This is a genomic window from Blastopirellula sediminis, from assembly GCF_020966755.1.
GTDB lineage: Bacteria > Planctomycetota > Planctomycetia > Pirellulales > Pirellulaceae > Blastopirellula > Blastopirellula sediminis.
This window is the reverse complement of the sequence record NZ_JAJKFT010000001.1, coordinates 172,286-187,431: the sequence shown is the minus strand read 5'-3', so window position 1 is coordinate 187,431 and position 15,146 is coordinate 172,286. Positions and strand designations below refer to the sequence as shown.

The following is a 15,146-nucleotide window of genomic DNA, read 5'->3' as shown; positions in this document are numbered from 1 at the left end:
ACACGCCCCATGAGCTCGGAAGAAGAAAAAGAAGCCGGTGCGCCGATTCCTGAAGAAACGGCGACCGAAACGCATCGCGGCGGGAAGTTCGACCCCAGCAAGATCCCGCCGCCGGATTTCAAAATGCTCGTCTCGATGTTGGCCACCCAGGCCTTCGCCGCGATGGGACAAATCCCCAACCCGGAAACGGGCCAGCCGATGCTCGAACTGCCGCTGGCCAAGCACATGATCGACATGCTGGTCGTTATTGACGAAAAGACGAAGGGGAATCTGACCCCGGAAGAAGCGCAATTCATCGAACACGCGCTGCATGAACTGCGGATGGGGTACTTTGCGGTTTCGCAGGGGAAGAAGTAGCGATCAAGCGTAGGTTGGGCGCCGGTCGACAACCTACCGCACCCCCGGCCACTCCAGAAAAAAGCACTCTGGCGGGATCGGGACTGCTTCGTTCGTCCCCGGCACAACCCATCGCAAGCTGGCCACGTTGCTGCCGGCTGTTTCGGCGATGGCGACCTGAATCCGATAGGGGCGCCGTTTTAGTTCCTGAATGGTCGTCTTTCGATAGCTGATCGGAATCTGCGGCTCCGTCCCAGGATCAGAGAAGATCGACGTCTCGTCCATCATCAGGGAAAGCGAATTGCCGCCGATCAGGTCGAGTTCGTAATTCCCATCGACCGGCGGCATGAGCCAGCCAACCCAGCGGACCGAGAAGTTGTCAGGATTCAGTTCCGGCCGGGGCGCCTCTTTGCACCAAAACTCGTTGATGCCGGGCGTTTCGCTGGTCGCCACCAACTGGTCGAAGCCGCTCCCTCGGTAGTACTCGACGTGAAGCCCGTTCTCGCTAGTCAAGTTGCTGTCGGACATCGCCGGAACGTTCGCCTCGGCGGCCATCTTCTCCCCAACAAACAACCAGCTCGCCGGCACGGCGTGTAGCCTTCCCTTGGCATCGCGCACCATCAGCGACAAACAAGAGGGCGCCGGCGTCGTTTGATTGTATTCGACCCGGATTTCCTGTGGCTGATCTGCGAATGTCGTCACGAACTCGTAGCGATCGATCGGCGAACCGTAAAATCGGGATTCACCTTCATTCAGACGATGCTCTTCCCATTTGTCGAGCACCAGGGCATCATCGATCCAAATCCGCACTCCGCCATTACTGACGATGCAAAAGTCATAATCTCCCCCCGAGGGCGTCTTCAGCCAACCTTTCCAGCGCGCGTAGTAGGGTGCGTAGATCTTCTGGCCCGCCGGCGGCAAAACTCCCTTCATCCAGAGGAAGTCGATGTTCTTGTCGACGCGCGTCGCGACTCGGGTCAACATCTCGGGGTCACGGGAAAACGCCGCCACCAAACCATGACCGTCTGCGGATAGCTGGTCAGGTTGAAACTTCTCGAGCGGAAAACCGTCCCTCTCGATCGATGGAGACGCGGTACCACCTTGCGGCTCGGCTTTGTTAATCGCCTGCCAATGGGCATCGGAACGCTTGGCCGTCGAATCGGCCTGGGCGAAGTAGCCGCGATTCAATAGCGCCGTCGACGCCAACAACAGAAAGACGATCAGACCGCCTGCCAGACCATATCCCCAGCGGCGACCAAAGCTGGCGCGTCTCGCAGTCACATTCGCCGCAGCAACTGGTTCCGCAACTATCAACGCCTCTTCCCCACTCGCATCGAGCGATGAAAGCGCCGCTAACAGTTCTTCCGCGTTCTGAAAGCGATCGGAAGGCGATTTCGCCATGCACTTTTGCATGATGTCGGCGATCCCTTGCGAGACGTCGCTACGGAAATTGCGAATGTCGGGCGCCGGCTCTTGTCGATGCGCCATGACGATGTCTTGGACCGACTTCTCCTGGAACGGAGGCGATCCGCTCAACAGGTAATAGAGGGTGCAACCAAGACTGTAGATGTCCCCCCGGCGATCGACCTGCTTCGAGTCGACCGATTGCTCTGGCGACATGAAGGAAGCGGTTCCCATGATGCTCCCCTCAACCGTCAAATTGCGCCGACTCGTCGCCCCCAGAATGCCAGTCTCCGGCGATGCCGTTTCGACGTCATCTTCGGCCGAATCGACGATCCGCGCGATTCCGAGATCGAGAATCCGGACGACGCCCCGTTGATCAAGCAGGATGTTGTCCGGCTTGATGTCCCGATGGACCAGGCCTTGTTCGTGGGCGTACGCCAAACCGGTCGCCGCCTGTTTGATCACGTCGATCGCTTGCGACGGCGACAGCGGACCTTGCTCTTTGACCAACTTCGCCAAATCGGGGCCGTCAATCAGTTCCATCACCAGAAAGTGGAGCCCTTCCGATTCACCGGCGTCGTAGGCGGTCACGATGTTGGGATGGGTCAGCCGGGCCGCCGCTTCCACTTCCTGAAAGAACCGCTGGATCTTTTGCGGATTCCGCATGTGCTTGCGGGAAAGAATCTTGAGCGCGACGACGCGGTTCATCCGAAAATGCCGCGCCTTGTAGACGTGTCCCATCCCTCCTTCGCCCACCTTGTCGAGCACGATGTAGTGCCCCAGGCGAATGCCGCGCGTCTTCCCATGCTCAATCGCACGCAACTGAAACGCCGTCAGCAAACCGCGGCCAATGAGCAGATTGCCCAGTTCTAGCGCCGTACTCACCTGACGATCCTGCAGAATTGCCGCCAGCTCCCGCTCTTCCAGCACGCCGGCCTGCAGCAAGACGTCGCGCAGTGCATCGGCGCTGGCGTACCGCTGGAAAAACTTGGCGCAGCGAGAAGGCTCGTCGGTGGGCATTTCCTGTCCCTGAAGGTTCCTGAAACTGGCGTCGAACTTCCTATCCGGCCAATTGTCGAAAGAATATACCTATCGTATTTCAGCAATTCGACTCGGTCGACAGCCAGTTTGGGGTTCACGCGGTGGACGACCAAACGCTCGCTGGAAGCCTCCGATTGCATTGCCCCACGAGGGCGGATCCAATAGAGCCCGTCCAGTCGGTCCCAACAAAGTAGAATCGCGATGGCAAGTATCGAAAAAGCGGTAGCGATCGCCGCTCAGGCCCACGCAGGCGTCAAAGACAAGCAGGGGCAACCGTACCTGTTGCACCCGATCCGCGTGATGATGGGGGTCGAAGGAGAAGCGGCCCAAATCGTCGCGGTGCTGCATGACGTCGTCGAAGATACTTCCTTCACGTTCGACGATCTAGAGCAAGAGGGTTTCAGCGACGAAGTACTCGCGGCGCTCCGTCTGGTCACGCACGAAAAGGACCAGCCGTACGCCGACTACGTCATCGCCTGCAAAGCGAACCCGATCACGCGACAAGTGAAACTATCGGACCTGCGCGATAACGCCAATCTTTCGCGACTGCTGCTCCGCCCCGATCAATTCGAACGAGACGCCGAGCGGATGCAAAAGTACGTGCTGTCGTATCGCTTTCTGACCGACCAGATTTCGGAAGCGGACTATCGTCGGCTGACGGCGTGACGCTAGTCCCGAACAGCAGTCAGAGCGTTGTTTTGGGCGGCGATCGCCGCCCAAAAAGACCGCCGGCAACAGATCGATAAAACTACGCCTGACAGACCGGCTTTTTCTGTGCGACGAAATCATCAAACGCTTTGACCGCCTGCGATCCGTAGTAGTGCGATGGGCCGCCCCCCATCATCACGGCGACGGAGGCGACTTCCAAGATTTCCTCCCGCGTGGCGCCCAGGTCGGCACAAGCCTTCAAGTGGTAAGAGATGCAGCCTTCACAGCGTGAGGCGATCGCCAGGGCCGCTGCAATCAGCTCTTTCGTCTTGTAGGAGAGGGCGCCGTCCTTGCAGACCGCTTTTTGAATGCCGACAAACGCCGCCCCAAATTCGGGCAGTCCGCGATTCAGTTCCCCCACCACCGCCGGCAATTCTTCCGAGATTTTGACCCACTTCGACTTTTCCATTAGAGACGCTCGCTTCGCTGAAGTTGAAGAAATTTCGCCGCCTGATCGGCCAGCCGCGACTTGTAGAGCACTCACTCCACAAATACAATCGTAGCGAGGACTCCAACTGCGTCAATAGACTTCTGTAGTACTTATTCCATATTTCCGATCAGGGCGCCGAACCAATGCCGAGAACTGGCCGACCGCGAGAGTTTGACCGAGATGACGCCGTCCGCCAGGCGATGCACCTGTTTTGGGAATATGGCTACGAAGCGGTTTCGGTGGCCGATCTGCAAAAGGAGCTCGGCGGCATCTCGGCGGCCAGTTTCTATGCCGCGTTCGGCTCAAAACCGCAACTCTTCGCCGAAGCGATGGCCCTCTACATGGAAACCTGCGGCGATATCATCGCCCCACTCCAAGATCCGCAGCTTCCGCCGCGCGAAGGACTGCGACAAACCCTCCGGCGCACCATCGAAGTGCAAACCGGATCGGAACATCCGCTCGGCTGCATGGCGGTTTTGGCAGGGACCAATCTGTCAGCCAAGAATCAGGAGATCCAAGCGATCGTAACCTCGGCTCGGGCCGCCACGCGGTCCGCGATCGCCGACTACGTCGACCGAGCGGTCAAAAGGGGCGACCTGCCAAAGAAAGCGGATCGCGAGTCGCTGGTTGTCTTATTCGACACCTTCATCAAAGGAATCGCCATCCAAGCCCGCGACGGCATCCCTAAGTCCTCCTTGCTGAAGTCTGCGGAAAACGTAATGAAAGCGTGGGACCAAGCGGGCGGAGCAGCGTAGAGCAACGCTCCTGCGCTACGACTATACCCGGATGTAGATCTTGCGGCGGTCCATCAGCGCCACAATCAGCCAATAAACCGCTAACAGACAAACGCTGAAGAGAAACGAGCCGAGTCGCGGATCGACGTCATCCCAGCGGAAGAAGTTGCCGTAGAGCCATGGCAGCGGACTGGTCCAGCGATCGCTCCCCTCGGGATGCCAGCGAAACAGGGCGAGCAGTTTCACCACCACAGCGCTGAAGACGAAGATGAAGAGCGGGTTCTTGCCGAAGACTTCGAAGAAGCGAAACAGCCCACCGAGAAGCGATCGCGCTGCGGACGAGATTCGCGGGAAATTCGGCGATTCGCCGGCTGGGACTTCCATCCAGTAATTGATTGACGCCAACACCAGCGTCGCCAGACCGCAAGTATGCAACACAAACGACGAAGTCCAGATCTTCTTATTCAGCGGAAAGGTTAGCTGCCACAAGTAGGCGATCAGCAGCAGATGAACGCCGACGAGCATCAACCGCCCGACCAGCGCCAAATTCTTCTCCGAGCGCAGCATCATCTGCCCGACCACCCAACCGATCATTACCTGGGCGATGCCAGGAATCGTGCTGAAGAGCCCTTCCGGATCGAAGGGGACTCCTTCGCCGTGATAGAGATGGCTTTCGCCCAACAGCGCCCGATCAAGCTTCGTCCCAATAAAACCTTCGAGACTGTACGGATCGGTCGCGTCGCCAAGCATGATGCAGGCGATCCAATAGCCGACCAGCAAGATTGCCGTCGCAATCAGCACGCCGCGCGTCTTTCCATCGCGGCCCAGCAACCAGACGAGCGTCGCCGCTCCACCAAAGCTGAGCGCAATTCGCTGCAGCACGCCGAAGATCCGGCAATGCTCCAGAGACTTGAATGCCAACTCGCCAGCGTCGTCCCAACGGACGAAAGGAAACAGATTCAGCAAAAAGCCGATCGCAAAGATTAGGAACGTGCGGAGCGCAATCCGCTGCGCGACTTCAATAGTGCTAGCATTCTCCATTCGCATAAAGACAAACGCCAGCGCGTTGCCGACGGCGAACAGGAAGAAGGGAAAGACCAGATCGGTCGGCGTGCAGCCGTGCCACTCGGCATGCTGAAGCGGCGGATACATCGCCGACCAGGTTCCCGGATTGTTGACCAGGATCATCAGCGCGACCGAAGCGCCGCGGAAAACGTCGAGCGAGCGAAAACGCTGCGGCTTGGCGACCGGCTTCTCGGCAGCATCGGTACCGTCGTGCGTTGCGCTGACGTGCTGGTCCATCGTGGTCGACTTTTTCCGAGAAGGAAGGAAAAGCCGGAGTCTAGCAAATCGGTAGAACCAATCACGGGAAAACAGGCAAAAGCGAGAGACGCGTGCGCATAACGATCGGTTGGAGTCCAAATCGACCGCAAGCGCAAAGAAAAAGCCGCTGAATCCAGGGGACTAATCTGGATTCAGCGGCCATTAATCGGTGCAAGTATCGACTAAAAGCTCGGCTTCCATGCCGAATTTGGCCATCCTTGGATGTGTCTTGCCATCAATCTAAGCACTGTGGACTAAACAGCTTCTCAGTTGACGATCAGTCGATACGAATCACCGGGGGTACGTGATGTATTGCTAGTTGGACAAACCGTCGAGCAAGCTGCGGAACTCAGGCATCTGGGCCTCGAGGTTCGACAGCCAGGCGTCAGCTCGCCAAATCTCCACACAGACGGCGGCGCCAACGATCAGCACTTCGCCTCCTGCTTCGACTCCTAAAAACTCGCGAAATCCTTCTGGAATCAGCAGTCGCCCTTTGGCCGCCAACTGCACGTTGCGTTGACGTGTGGACAACAACCGCCCCAACATCTGCACGTCGGCGATCCGACCTTCCAGGCGACCGGCGTCAATCTTGGCTTTCACCAGGTTGACCCCTGCGTCGAGCTTCGCCTGCCACTGGGCCGAGTTCCACAAACTCAGACAGCCAGGCCGCTCTTTGACCAGGATTAGGTCGGCCGAATTCTCGCAAAGAGGGTCGGCCAATTCCGTTGGAATCGACAAGCGGAATCGCTCGTCGATCTTGCGGTTGAACTCGCCCAGGATGAAGTCAGCGGTCGCCATATCTGTCGAGGAAATCCCCGGGCAGGTTGCGGGCGGAGCCTAAATCCGGTTCTGGGCCGATTTCCCACAAGATTGACTAAAGCTTTCCGTAAGTGGGCTCAAATCCCACGTCCAGAAGTGTAGCGGATCTGGCCTGATTCGCAAGCGCCGCGGGCCAACTTTTCCGTAAATTGCGAAACGCCGCCGCAAAGTGGGTCGAAATCCCACCTAGCCGTATCCCACAGAAATTGGTGTCGCGGCGGATCGAGATTTTTCGTACTCTTCGCCCCGCTTCGGAGACCGCAGTCACCCAGCCTTTTGACCTACTCGGAAAACTACGCCCATTTGGTTTGTTTCGTGATTTCGCATCTTCCTACAGAACCTGTCGTCATCACCGGAATCGGCATGATCACTTCGATCGGCCGGGACCGTGAATCGACATGGCGTGCCGCCCAGCGGGGCGAATGTGGGATCCGCCGAATGACGAACCTCGGGCCGATTCCGGACAATATGGTCCTGGGCGCGCCGGTCGATCTTCCGAATCAAAATCCCGACGTCATGAAGCCGATGCAGCTGAATGACATCGCGGCCGAAGAAGCGATGCGCGACTCGCAAATTGATCTCAGCGACGTCGATCTTGATCGCTTCGGATGCGCCATCAGCGGGCACATGGGAGACGCCGCGGGACGGAGCGTCATCGAAGGGCGTAAAATCAACTGGATCACCACCGGCAATCAGTGGTGGAAACAGCTCTACCCGAACACCTCGTGCGGACAAATCGCCAATCGCTACGGCTTGATGGGTCCACGGATTTGCCATTCGACTGCGTGTGCGAGCGGCCTGGTCGACATGCTCAGCGCCGTACGGGCGATTCGCGACAATCAATGCGACATCGCGCTGGTCGGCAGCGGCGAAACGATCGATCCCCTCTTCGCGGCCGGATTCCGCAGCATGCGGGTTCTTTCGGATAGCGAAGACCCGAAAAACTCTTGTCGCCCGTTCGATAAAAATCGGAACGGTTTTGTGATGGGAGAAGGCTCGGCGATGTTCGTGATCGAGCGGCTGAGTCATGCGATGGCTCGCGGCGCCAAGATCTACGCCGAGATCCTCGGTTGCCGCTGTCTATCGGAAGCGCATCACGTAACCGGGCTCGATATGGAAAGCATCGCGCTTGAGCGTCTGCTGACCGATACGCTCCGCGTGAGCGACTTGACGCCGCGCGACATCGAATACGTCAACTGCCACGGCACCGGCACCAAGCAAAACGACATTAACGAGATCCGCGGCATTCGCGGCGCGTTCGGCATTCAAGCGCAGCGGACATGCGTCAGCAGCCTGAAGTCGATGCTCGGTCATTTGGTCAACGCGTCGGGAAGCGTCGAACTGGCGATCACCACGCTGGCGCTGCGAGACGGCTTCATCCCGCCGACCTCAAATCTGCGAACTCCCGACCCCGAATGTGATCTCGATTGCATTCCCCAAGTGGGGCGTCAGCTCAAGGCGCAACACGCGCTCAAGCTTTCAGTCGCCTTCGGCGGGCATCTGGTTGCAGTTGCGATTCGCCGCTGGAACAAAGCTGCGAGCGGCTTTGGCTACCCCGAAGAAATCCGCCGCGCCGCCTAATCGACAACCACTGGTCGGCCGCCGATCAACGTGGGTGAATCGAAAGCGCGAATCCGCCTGAAATTGGCGCCAAAACCGCTTTTCCTACGTTTGGCATGTGAACTGCAATCCACTTCGAGTTAAGCGGGCGAAGGAAAATCACGTCGTTGACGGTACGTCCTACGACGCCCAGGAAAGGTTAATCGCATGGAGACGCAGCTCCGTCTGATCGAAGCGAAACTGCTTCGCAATACTCGCAACCGTCGATTTCGCACCATCGTCGTCGATCCTGCCGATCGACTCGCACAGATCGGTCAACGTGGATGCCAATCTGATTTCGCGATGACCGTTCAAGTTATGCGACCATCAACGGAACAAGCTACCGAGCAATCCCATGACGGTTCGATGGAATTCTGGTCGCAATAATTGGCCCTATGAATTCACTGCGAAGTGGATCTGGAACCGTGCCAGTTGGATCCTAGAATCGGGTTTTGCCGTGAACCGCAAGCCCCATTTATAGAGTCACAACGTGTCGCCAACCGCTTCTCGCTTTCTTCCGTACGCCGCAACGTTTGTCCGAGTCGCTCTCGCCGCTTCCTTCTTGTCGGCGGTCGCCGACCGCTTTGGGATTTGGACCAAACTCGGTTCAAGCGAGGTTGCGTGGGGAAACATGGAGCAGTTCCTCGCCTACACCCGACTTTTGCTCTGGTTCTTGCCGGGAAACCTGGCGAACACGGTCGGATGGACGGCAACGGTTCTGGAAGTGACGCTTGCCGTCGCGCTGCTCGCCGGGATCGCAATTCGCCGCGTTGCGCTGTTAAGCGGAATCCTTTTGCTCAGTTTCGGGGTAAGCATGACGTTGGCGACCGGCCCCGAAGGCCCGCTCAGCTACTCCGTCTGGACAGCGGCCGCCGCTTCGTTCCTATTGGCGACGCTTGATCCGTCGACAACCGGTCCGTCGCTCTGGCGAAAACGCGGCTGACGAGCCTAAACAATGAAGATTGGAACAAAGCTCACGCAACCGATTGACTTCGAATCGTTCGACGTCTATCGTTTCAAACATGAAACCGAAGCAAACGCCCATCGGGCGTCAATTGGCGCTGACGACCAAGGTAGTCGCTCGCGCATTTGAGGATGCGCTGGCCGAATCCGGAGGTTCGATGCCGACCTGGTTTGTCCTGCTAGCTCTCGTGCAACAGGAACATCGCGCGCAGACCGAGTTGGCGGCGGCTGTCGGGATTCAAGGCCCGACCCTCACGCATCACCTCAATGGCATGGAAGCGGAAGGATTGCTTACCCGAACCCGCGATCCAGAAAATCGCCGCGTTCACCAGGTAACGCTGACCCAAGCGGGTCGCACGAAGTTCGAGCAGATGAAAACCGCCGCGGTCAAGTTCGACAAAGAGCTGCGAGCCGGTTTTTCGGCCCAGGAAATTGAAACGCTCCGCGACATGCTGTGGCGAATGGAAATCAACGTCGGCTCGGACGGGATCGATCCATTTCCTCCTTGTGCCGAATAAACGACCGCAACGTGCGACCGCACCGACGCTCGCACCGACCATGACGCGTGCTACGAGTTCCCTGTCCTTGCCTCTTTCAGGAACGATGCGATGAGTGCGGAATCGAGCGAACCGATCGAACAAGCGGAACCGACGTCGCGGCTAAAACCGCTCCGCATCTGGCCTCCCATTCTCCTGCTGATCGGGATGGCGGTGTTGCGCTACTTGCCGCTCATGCTGGAAGATGGACCGCCGATGCTCTGGATGTCGGCTGCGTTCGGGCCGGCGCTCTGCAGCATCGCCATTTTGCTGTGGTGGTTAATTGCCAGTCGGGCTGCTTGGTACGAACGTCTGACCGGCTTCGTCGTGTTGATCGCCGCGCTAGTGATTACGGTAGCGACGGTCGACAAATCGATGATCGGCCCTGGTACGCTGACTGTCACGTTGCCAATGGGATTCGCCGGGTTCGCACTGGCGACGATCGTCTGTGCGCAGCTGTTGTCGTTCCGTAGGACCGTCATTGCCCTCTTGGTAGCGATCGCGGGGTTCGGCTACTCAACGCTCTTGCGAAGTGCAGGGATGTGGGGAGATTTCGGGATGACGCTCTCTTGGCGGTGGACTCCCACCAACGAAGAAAAGTTGTTGGCCCAACCTGGCGCCGCCGCGCCAGCCCAAAACGTCGTCGCCGAACTACAGGCGGCGCTCGCCAATCCAACTTGGCCCGGCTTCCGCGGCCCGAACCGCGACGCTCGCCAACATGGCCCGAAAATCGATAGCGACTGGAGCGCCAACCCGCCCGAGTTACTTTGGAAGTCGTTCGTCGGCCCTGGCTGGTCGTCGTTCGTCATCGCCGGCGACTATCTCTTCACGCAAGAGCAACGCGGGCCGAACGAAGCGATCGTCTGCTACGCCGCCGACACCGGCAAAGAAATCTGGAAACAGGAGATCGAGTCGCGGATCGAAGACCCGCTCGGCGGTCCCGGTCCCCGCGCCACTCCGACATTGGCTGACGGTGGACTCTACGCGATGGGTTCGACCGGCTATCTGATGCGTCTGGATGCAGCGACCGGCGAAGTCGTTTGGAAGCAGGACCTGCGTGAGTTGGCCGAATGCGAAACGCCGATGTGGGGCTTTTCGGCCTCGCCGCTGGTGGTCGACTCTCTGGTTATCTGCTATTCCGGCGCCCCAGGAGATAAGGGACTGCTCGCGCTCGACGCCGCGACCGGCGAAATTCGCTGGTCGGCGCCATCGGGGACCAAATCTTACAGTTCGCCGCAATTTGCGACCGTCGCCGGCGAGCCGCTGATCTTGATGCTGACCGACCTTGGCCTGGATCTGATCGACCCGGCGACCGGCAAAGTGCGACTCAATTTTGAGTGGGTCTACGAAGGGTATCGAGCCGTTCAACCGGAAGTGATAGACGATGATACGATCCTGATCCCAACCGGGCTGGGGCAGGGAACGCATGCAATTCGGATCAACAAATCGGGGGACGAGTTGACCGCGGAAGAACTTTGGACCTCCCGCAACATGAAGCCCGACTTCAACGACATGGTCGTCCACAAAGGGCACGCCTATGGTTTTGACGTCGCGATCTTCAGCAGCATCGACCTGGCGACCGGGGATCGCAACTGGAAAGGAGGCCGTTACGGCAAAGGGCAAGTTCTACTGCTCGCCGATAGCGACTTGCTGCTGGTGATCAGCGAAGAAGGAGAAGCGATTCTGCTGAAAGCCGATCCGGAGGAATTGGTCGAATTGGCGAAACTGCCGGCGCTGGAAGGCAAGACCTGGAACCATCCGGTCGTCGTCAGCGATCGGCTTTACGTCCGCAACTCGCAGGAAGCGGCCTGCTATCGGTTGCCGCTGGTCCAAGAGGTCGCCGCCCAAGCGGCCCCTTAACTACGTTGCACAAGCGATGGCCGGTTCCGCCGAAATGTTGGCCCCATCGTGAGCCAGACAGCAGTTGCGGCCGCTATGTTTGGCGACATAGAGAGCTTCATCGGCTCGATTAAGGATTGCGCGGAGATCGTCTCCCGTTTTCACTTCCGCGACTCCGCCGCTCAAAGTGAGTCGCAATTCATCCTGGATCCTGGCGCCGCACATCTCGTTGATTTTCGCGCAGACCCGATGCGAAACTTGCAGCGCTTCGTTCAAGTGGGTCGAAACGAAGATCACCGCAAAGACTTCGCCGCCGAGCCGCGTCACCATGTCGGTCGCTCGGAGTTCGTTGTACAAACTTTCGCCGACGACGCGCAACGTCTTGTCGCCGACGTCATGTCCCCAGTCGTCGTTGATTCGCTTGAAGTGATCGATGTCGAACACGGCTAAACTGAAGGGGATGCCGTGACGGCGATTTTCGTGGAGTCGACGCTCCATTTCGCGTTCAAAAGCGCGGCGATTGCCGATGCCGGTCAGCGCGTCGGTCATCGCCTGCGACTGGGCGGTCAGTAGATGCTGCTGTCGCGCCAGCGAATGGCGGATGATTCGCACCAATTGCGGTGATTGGAGATCTTGTTTCGAGAGACGCTCTTGGGCGCCATGGCGAATCGCCTCGAGCGCATCCTGCTCATCTTCGTCGCTCGATAGCACGATCACCGTCGCCGATGGCGCCGCTTCTCGCAAGCGGGTGACGTTCGCCAAACCGGCGCAGTCCGGCAGTTCGAGATCGACGATCAACAGGTCATACGAATGGTCATGCGTCGCGGCAATCGCGTCGCTCAGAGTGGCGGACCGATCGAGCGTAAGCGAAAATTCAGCGCAACTCTCCAGGCAATTCAGAATCAACTGCGCTTCGGAGTCGTTGTCTTCGACCAACAGCAAGCGAACGAAATCATTCATGCGATGTTACCTGAGCAGACCAGCCCGACAGATGAGATTCGAAGGCGTTACGCCTGTTTTGAATCTACGTCAATCGAGCCCAGCGACTCCGATTTATCGCCCCTGATGCGTCATCCCCGCCAGTCCAAGCGAGTTATGTTTGCGAAGACCGGCGCAATCGTTACGACATGAACCAGCCAAAATGACCGCTACACCGCATCATGAAAGATGATCCCCAGCGTATGCCGCCGTCCCGAACGGAGGCGACTGACGCCATGCCGCATGTCGATCGACTCGAATCCGGCCTCTCGGGCCAAGGGTCGCTGCCGCACAGGGAAGATCACCCCTTGGCCTTGTTGGAGCGGAACGACTTCCGCTTGAGGCTGCATGCGACTCCCTTCCGCGGTCAGCACAAACTCCCCTCCGGTGAAGTCGTCGCCGGGAGAACTAAGCAAGATGGCGACCTGCAGCGGGAAAACATGCTCGCCGTAAACGTCCTGGTGCAGACAATTGAAGTCGTCCGCTTCGTACCGCAACAACAGCGGCGTCGGTTTCTGCTGCCCCGCTTCATGACAGCGATCTAAAAACTGCTGGTGCGTAACTGGAAAACGGACGTCGATCTGCAGCGTTTCGTTCCAGCGATTGGCGATCGCCGCCAAACCGGGATAGAGGTTCGTCCGCAGCTGGGCGACCTTCTCCGGCAAGGGATAGACGAAGTACTTGTATTGGCCGCGACCGTACCCCTGCTCTTCCATGATCACGTGCTTGCGGAAGAGTTCATCCGCTTCAAACAAGGTGATCTGAGCGGCGCACTCTTCCGGCGATAAGAGGTCGACCACCGAACAGCCGTAGTGGTCCAACTGATCGGCAATCACGTCCCAATTAAGTTGCAGTGGTTCCATGTTCGACATCATAGCCCGAGGCGCAAGCCGAGGGAATGCGTTTGGCAGAATGACGAATGTCGAAGCTCGAAGCTCGAATGACGAAAGAATGGGAGAGTCGCTATTTCCTCCCGGCCGCATTTCCCTTGCTTGCGCTTCGGGCTACTACTGCAGGATGTCGCTGACCACATTGCCGGCGATATCGGTCAGCCGGAAATCGCGACCTTGGTAGCGGTAGGTCAAATCCAAGTGATTGACCCCCAACTGATGCAGAATGGTCGCGTTCAGATCGTGGATGTGAACCGGGTTTTCGACGACGTTGTAGCCGAACTCATCGGTCTTGCCATATTGAATGCCGGGACGAACGCCGCCGCCGGCCATCCAGATGGTGAAGCAGCGGGGATGATGATCGCGGCCGTAATCGTCGGCGGTCAACTCTCCCTGGCAATAGGCGGTGCGGCCAAACTCGCCCCCCCAGACGACCAGCGTATCTTCGAGCAGCCCGCGGTCCTTCAAATCTTGCACGAGCGCCGCCGACGCCTGATCGACGTCGCGACATTGCCGCGCCAAGTCGCGCGGCAAGTGAAGATGCTGGTCCCAACCGCGATGGTAGAGCTGAATAAAGCGGACGTCACGTTCCGCCAGTCGCCGGGCTAACAAGCAATTCGCCGCAAAGGTCCCCGGCTTTCGCGCATCTTCGCCGTAAAGAGCGAACGTCGCTTCCGGTTCGTCCCGAAAATCGACCAGTTCCGGCGCCGAGGCCTGCATACGATAGGCGAGTTCGTACTGAGCGATTCTCGCTTCAATCTCCGGATCAGGAATCGACTTGGCTTCCAAGCGATTCAACTGAGCGACCGCTTCGATCATCTGGCGTCGCGACTGTCGCGAAACGCCGGCCGGGTCCCCCAGATAAAGAATCGGATCGCCGCTACCGCGGAACTTCACTCCTTGATGCTCGGCCGGCAAAAAGGCGCTGCTCCACAGCTTGTCGGCCAGCGGCTGCTGATTCCCAGGACTGCTACCGCGCGAAATGAGGACGACGAACGCCGGCAGATCGGCGTTCTCGCTCCCCAGGCCGTAGCTAACCCACGCGCCTAGACTTGGTCGCCCTGGCTGCTGCGTACCGGTTTGCAGCAGCGTCATCGCCGGATCGTGATTGATCGCTTCGGTATGCATCGAGTGGATGAAGCAAGCGTCATCCGCGAGCTTCGCCATCTGCGGCACGGCCGAACTGAACCACGCGCCGCGAGCGCCATGCTGCGTGAACGGGAAGATGCTCGGGGTCAGCGGGAACGTCGTTTGATCGGCGGTCATCCCGGTCAGACGTTGTCCGCCGCGGATCGAATCGGGGAGCTCTTCTCCCTGACGTTGCGAGAGGAGCGGCTTGTAGTCGAATAGATCATGCTGCGACGGAGCGCCGGACTGGCAGAGGTAGATTACCCGCTTCGCCTTCGCCGCCGCATTGCGCACAGCGGCCTCCGCCGGCGATTCTCCCAGTGACAGAAGCGCCGCCGCGCCCAGCGCCGTCCCGGCCTGGCCGAAGAAGAGTCGGCGGCTGAGCAAGTTGGCGAGTTGTCGGTTGGCGTCGTGCATA

Annotated in this window: 15 protein-coding genes; 8 read left to right on the top strand and 7 right to left on the bottom strand. The window is 58.8% G+C overall.

Annotated features, from left to right (window positions below; translation table 11 throughout):
• Window positions 1-9 precede the first annotated feature (9 nt).
• Window positions 10-357, top strand: a complete 348-nt coding sequence (locus tag LOC68_RS00820) for a DUF1844 domain-containing protein (protein WP_230214435.1) — start codon at window positions 10-12, stop codon at window positions 355-357.
• 33 nt (window positions 358-390) lie between these two features.
• Here LOC68_RS00820 and LOC68_RS00815 read toward each other — a convergent pair whose 3' ends face one another.
• Window positions 391-2,760, bottom strand: a complete 2,370-nt coding sequence (locus tag LOC68_RS00815) for a protein kinase domain-containing protein (protein ID WP_230214434.1) — start codon at window positions 2,758-2,760, stop codon at window positions 391-393.
• A gap of 222 nt (window positions 2,761-2,982) precedes the next feature.
• Here LOC68_RS00815 and LOC68_RS00810 point away from each other — a divergent pair, with 222 nt between their 5' ends.
• Window positions 2,983-3,447 (top strand): hypothetical protein, encoded by a 465-nt coding sequence (locus LOC68_RS00810; protein WP_230214427.1) that lies wholly within the window; start codon window positions 2,983-2,985, stop codon window positions 3,445-3,447.
• An 82-nt stretch (window positions 3,448-3,529) separates the two neighbouring features.
• Here LOC68_RS00810 and LOC68_RS00805 read toward each other — a convergent pair whose 3' ends face one another.
• Window positions 3,530-3,898: a carboxymuconolactone decarboxylase family protein gene (locus tag LOC68_RS00805; protein ID WP_230214425.1), complete on the bottom strand. Its 369-nt coding sequence runs from the start codon at window positions 3,896-3,898 to the stop codon at window positions 3,530-3,532.
• Window positions 3,899-4,062: 164 nt separating this feature from the next.
• Here LOC68_RS00805 and LOC68_RS00800 point away from each other — a divergent pair, with 164 nt between their 5' ends.
• Window positions 4,063-4,674 (top strand): TetR/AcrR family transcriptional regulator, encoded by a 612-nt coding sequence (locus LOC68_RS00800; protein WP_230214424.1) that lies wholly within the window; start codon window positions 4,063-4,065, stop codon window positions 4,672-4,674.
• Window positions 4,675-4,695: 21 nt separating this feature from the next.
• On the opposite strand, the gene LOC68_RS00795 is transcribed toward LOC68_RS00800, so the two are convergent.
• On the bottom strand, window positions 4,696-5,955 hold the full coding sequence (locus tag LOC68_RS00795) for an acyltransferase family protein (protein ID WP_230214423.1): 1,260 nt from the start codon (window positions 5,953-5,955) through the stop codon (window positions 4,696-4,698).
• Between the two features lie 336 nt (window positions 5,956-6,291).
• Window positions 6,292-6,774 carry a division/cell wall cluster transcriptional repressor MraZ gene (locus tag LOC68_RS00790; RefSeq protein ID WP_230214422.1) on the bottom strand — a complete coding sequence of 161 codons (483 nt, stop codon included), beginning with the start codon at window positions 6,772-6,774 and terminating at the stop codon, window positions 6,292-6,294.
• Window positions 6,775-7,110: 336 nt separating this feature from the next.
• Between LOC68_RS00790 and LOC68_RS00785 the strand changes: the two genes are divergently transcribed.
• The 5 genes from LOC68_RS00785 (at window position 7,111) to LOC68_RS00765 (ending at window position 11,753) form a co-directional block, all read left to right on the top strand.
• Complete coding sequence (locus LOC68_RS00785) at window positions 7,111-8,376, top strand: beta-ketoacyl-[acyl-carrier-protein] synthase family protein (RefSeq protein ID WP_315858764.1); 1,266 nt, start codon at window positions 7,111-7,113, stop codon at window positions 8,374-8,376.
• Between the two features lie 186 nt (window positions 8,377-8,562).
• Window positions 8,563-8,781, top strand: a complete 219-nt coding sequence (locus LOC68_RS00780; protein WP_230214417.1) for a hypothetical protein — start codon at window positions 8,563-8,565, stop codon at window positions 8,779-8,781.
• A 103-nt stretch (window positions 8,782-8,884) separates the two neighbouring features.
• On the top strand, window positions 8,885-9,337 hold the full coding sequence (locus LOC68_RS00775) for a DoxX family protein (RefSeq protein WP_230214416.1): 453 nt from the start codon (window positions 8,885-8,887) through the stop codon (window positions 9,335-9,337).
• 79 nt (window positions 9,338-9,416) lie between these two features.
• Complete coding sequence (locus tag LOC68_RS00770; protein ID WP_230214414.1) at window positions 9,417-9,875, top strand: MarR family winged helix-turn-helix transcriptional regulator; 459 nt, start codon at window positions 9,417-9,419, stop codon at window positions 9,873-9,875.
• A gap of 90 nt (window positions 9,876-9,965) precedes the next feature.
• Entirely contained in the window at window positions 9,966-11,753 is a 1,788-nt protein-coding gene (locus tag LOC68_RS00765; protein ID WP_230214412.1) for a PQQ-binding-like beta-propeller repeat protein, read from the top strand.
• On the opposite strand, the gene LOC68_RS00760 is transcribed toward LOC68_RS00765, so the two are convergent.
• The 3 genes from LOC68_RS00760 to LOC68_RS00750 all read right to left on the bottom strand — a co-directional run bounded on the left by LOC68_RS00760 (window position 11,754) and on the right by LOC68_RS00750 (window position 15,145).
• Window positions 11,754-12,692 (bottom strand): diguanylate cyclase, encoded by a 939-nt coding sequence (locus tag LOC68_RS00760; RefSeq protein ID WP_230214410.1) that lies wholly within the window; start codon window positions 12,690-12,692, stop codon window positions 11,754-11,756.
• 188 nt (window positions 12,693-12,880) lie between these two features.
• Window positions 12,881-13,573 carry a 2OG-Fe(II) oxygenase gene (locus LOC68_RS00755; protein ID WP_230214408.1) on the bottom strand — a complete coding sequence of 231 codons (693 nt, stop codon included), beginning with the start codon at window positions 13,571-13,573 and terminating at the stop codon, window positions 12,881-12,883.
• Between the two features lie 144 nt (window positions 13,574-13,717).
• A complete protein-coding gene (locus tag LOC68_RS00750) occupies window positions 13,718-15,145 on the bottom strand; it encodes a DUF1501 domain-containing protein (protein WP_230214406.1) in 1,428 nt (475 codons plus the stop codon).
• Window position 15,146 lies beyond the last annotated feature (1 nt).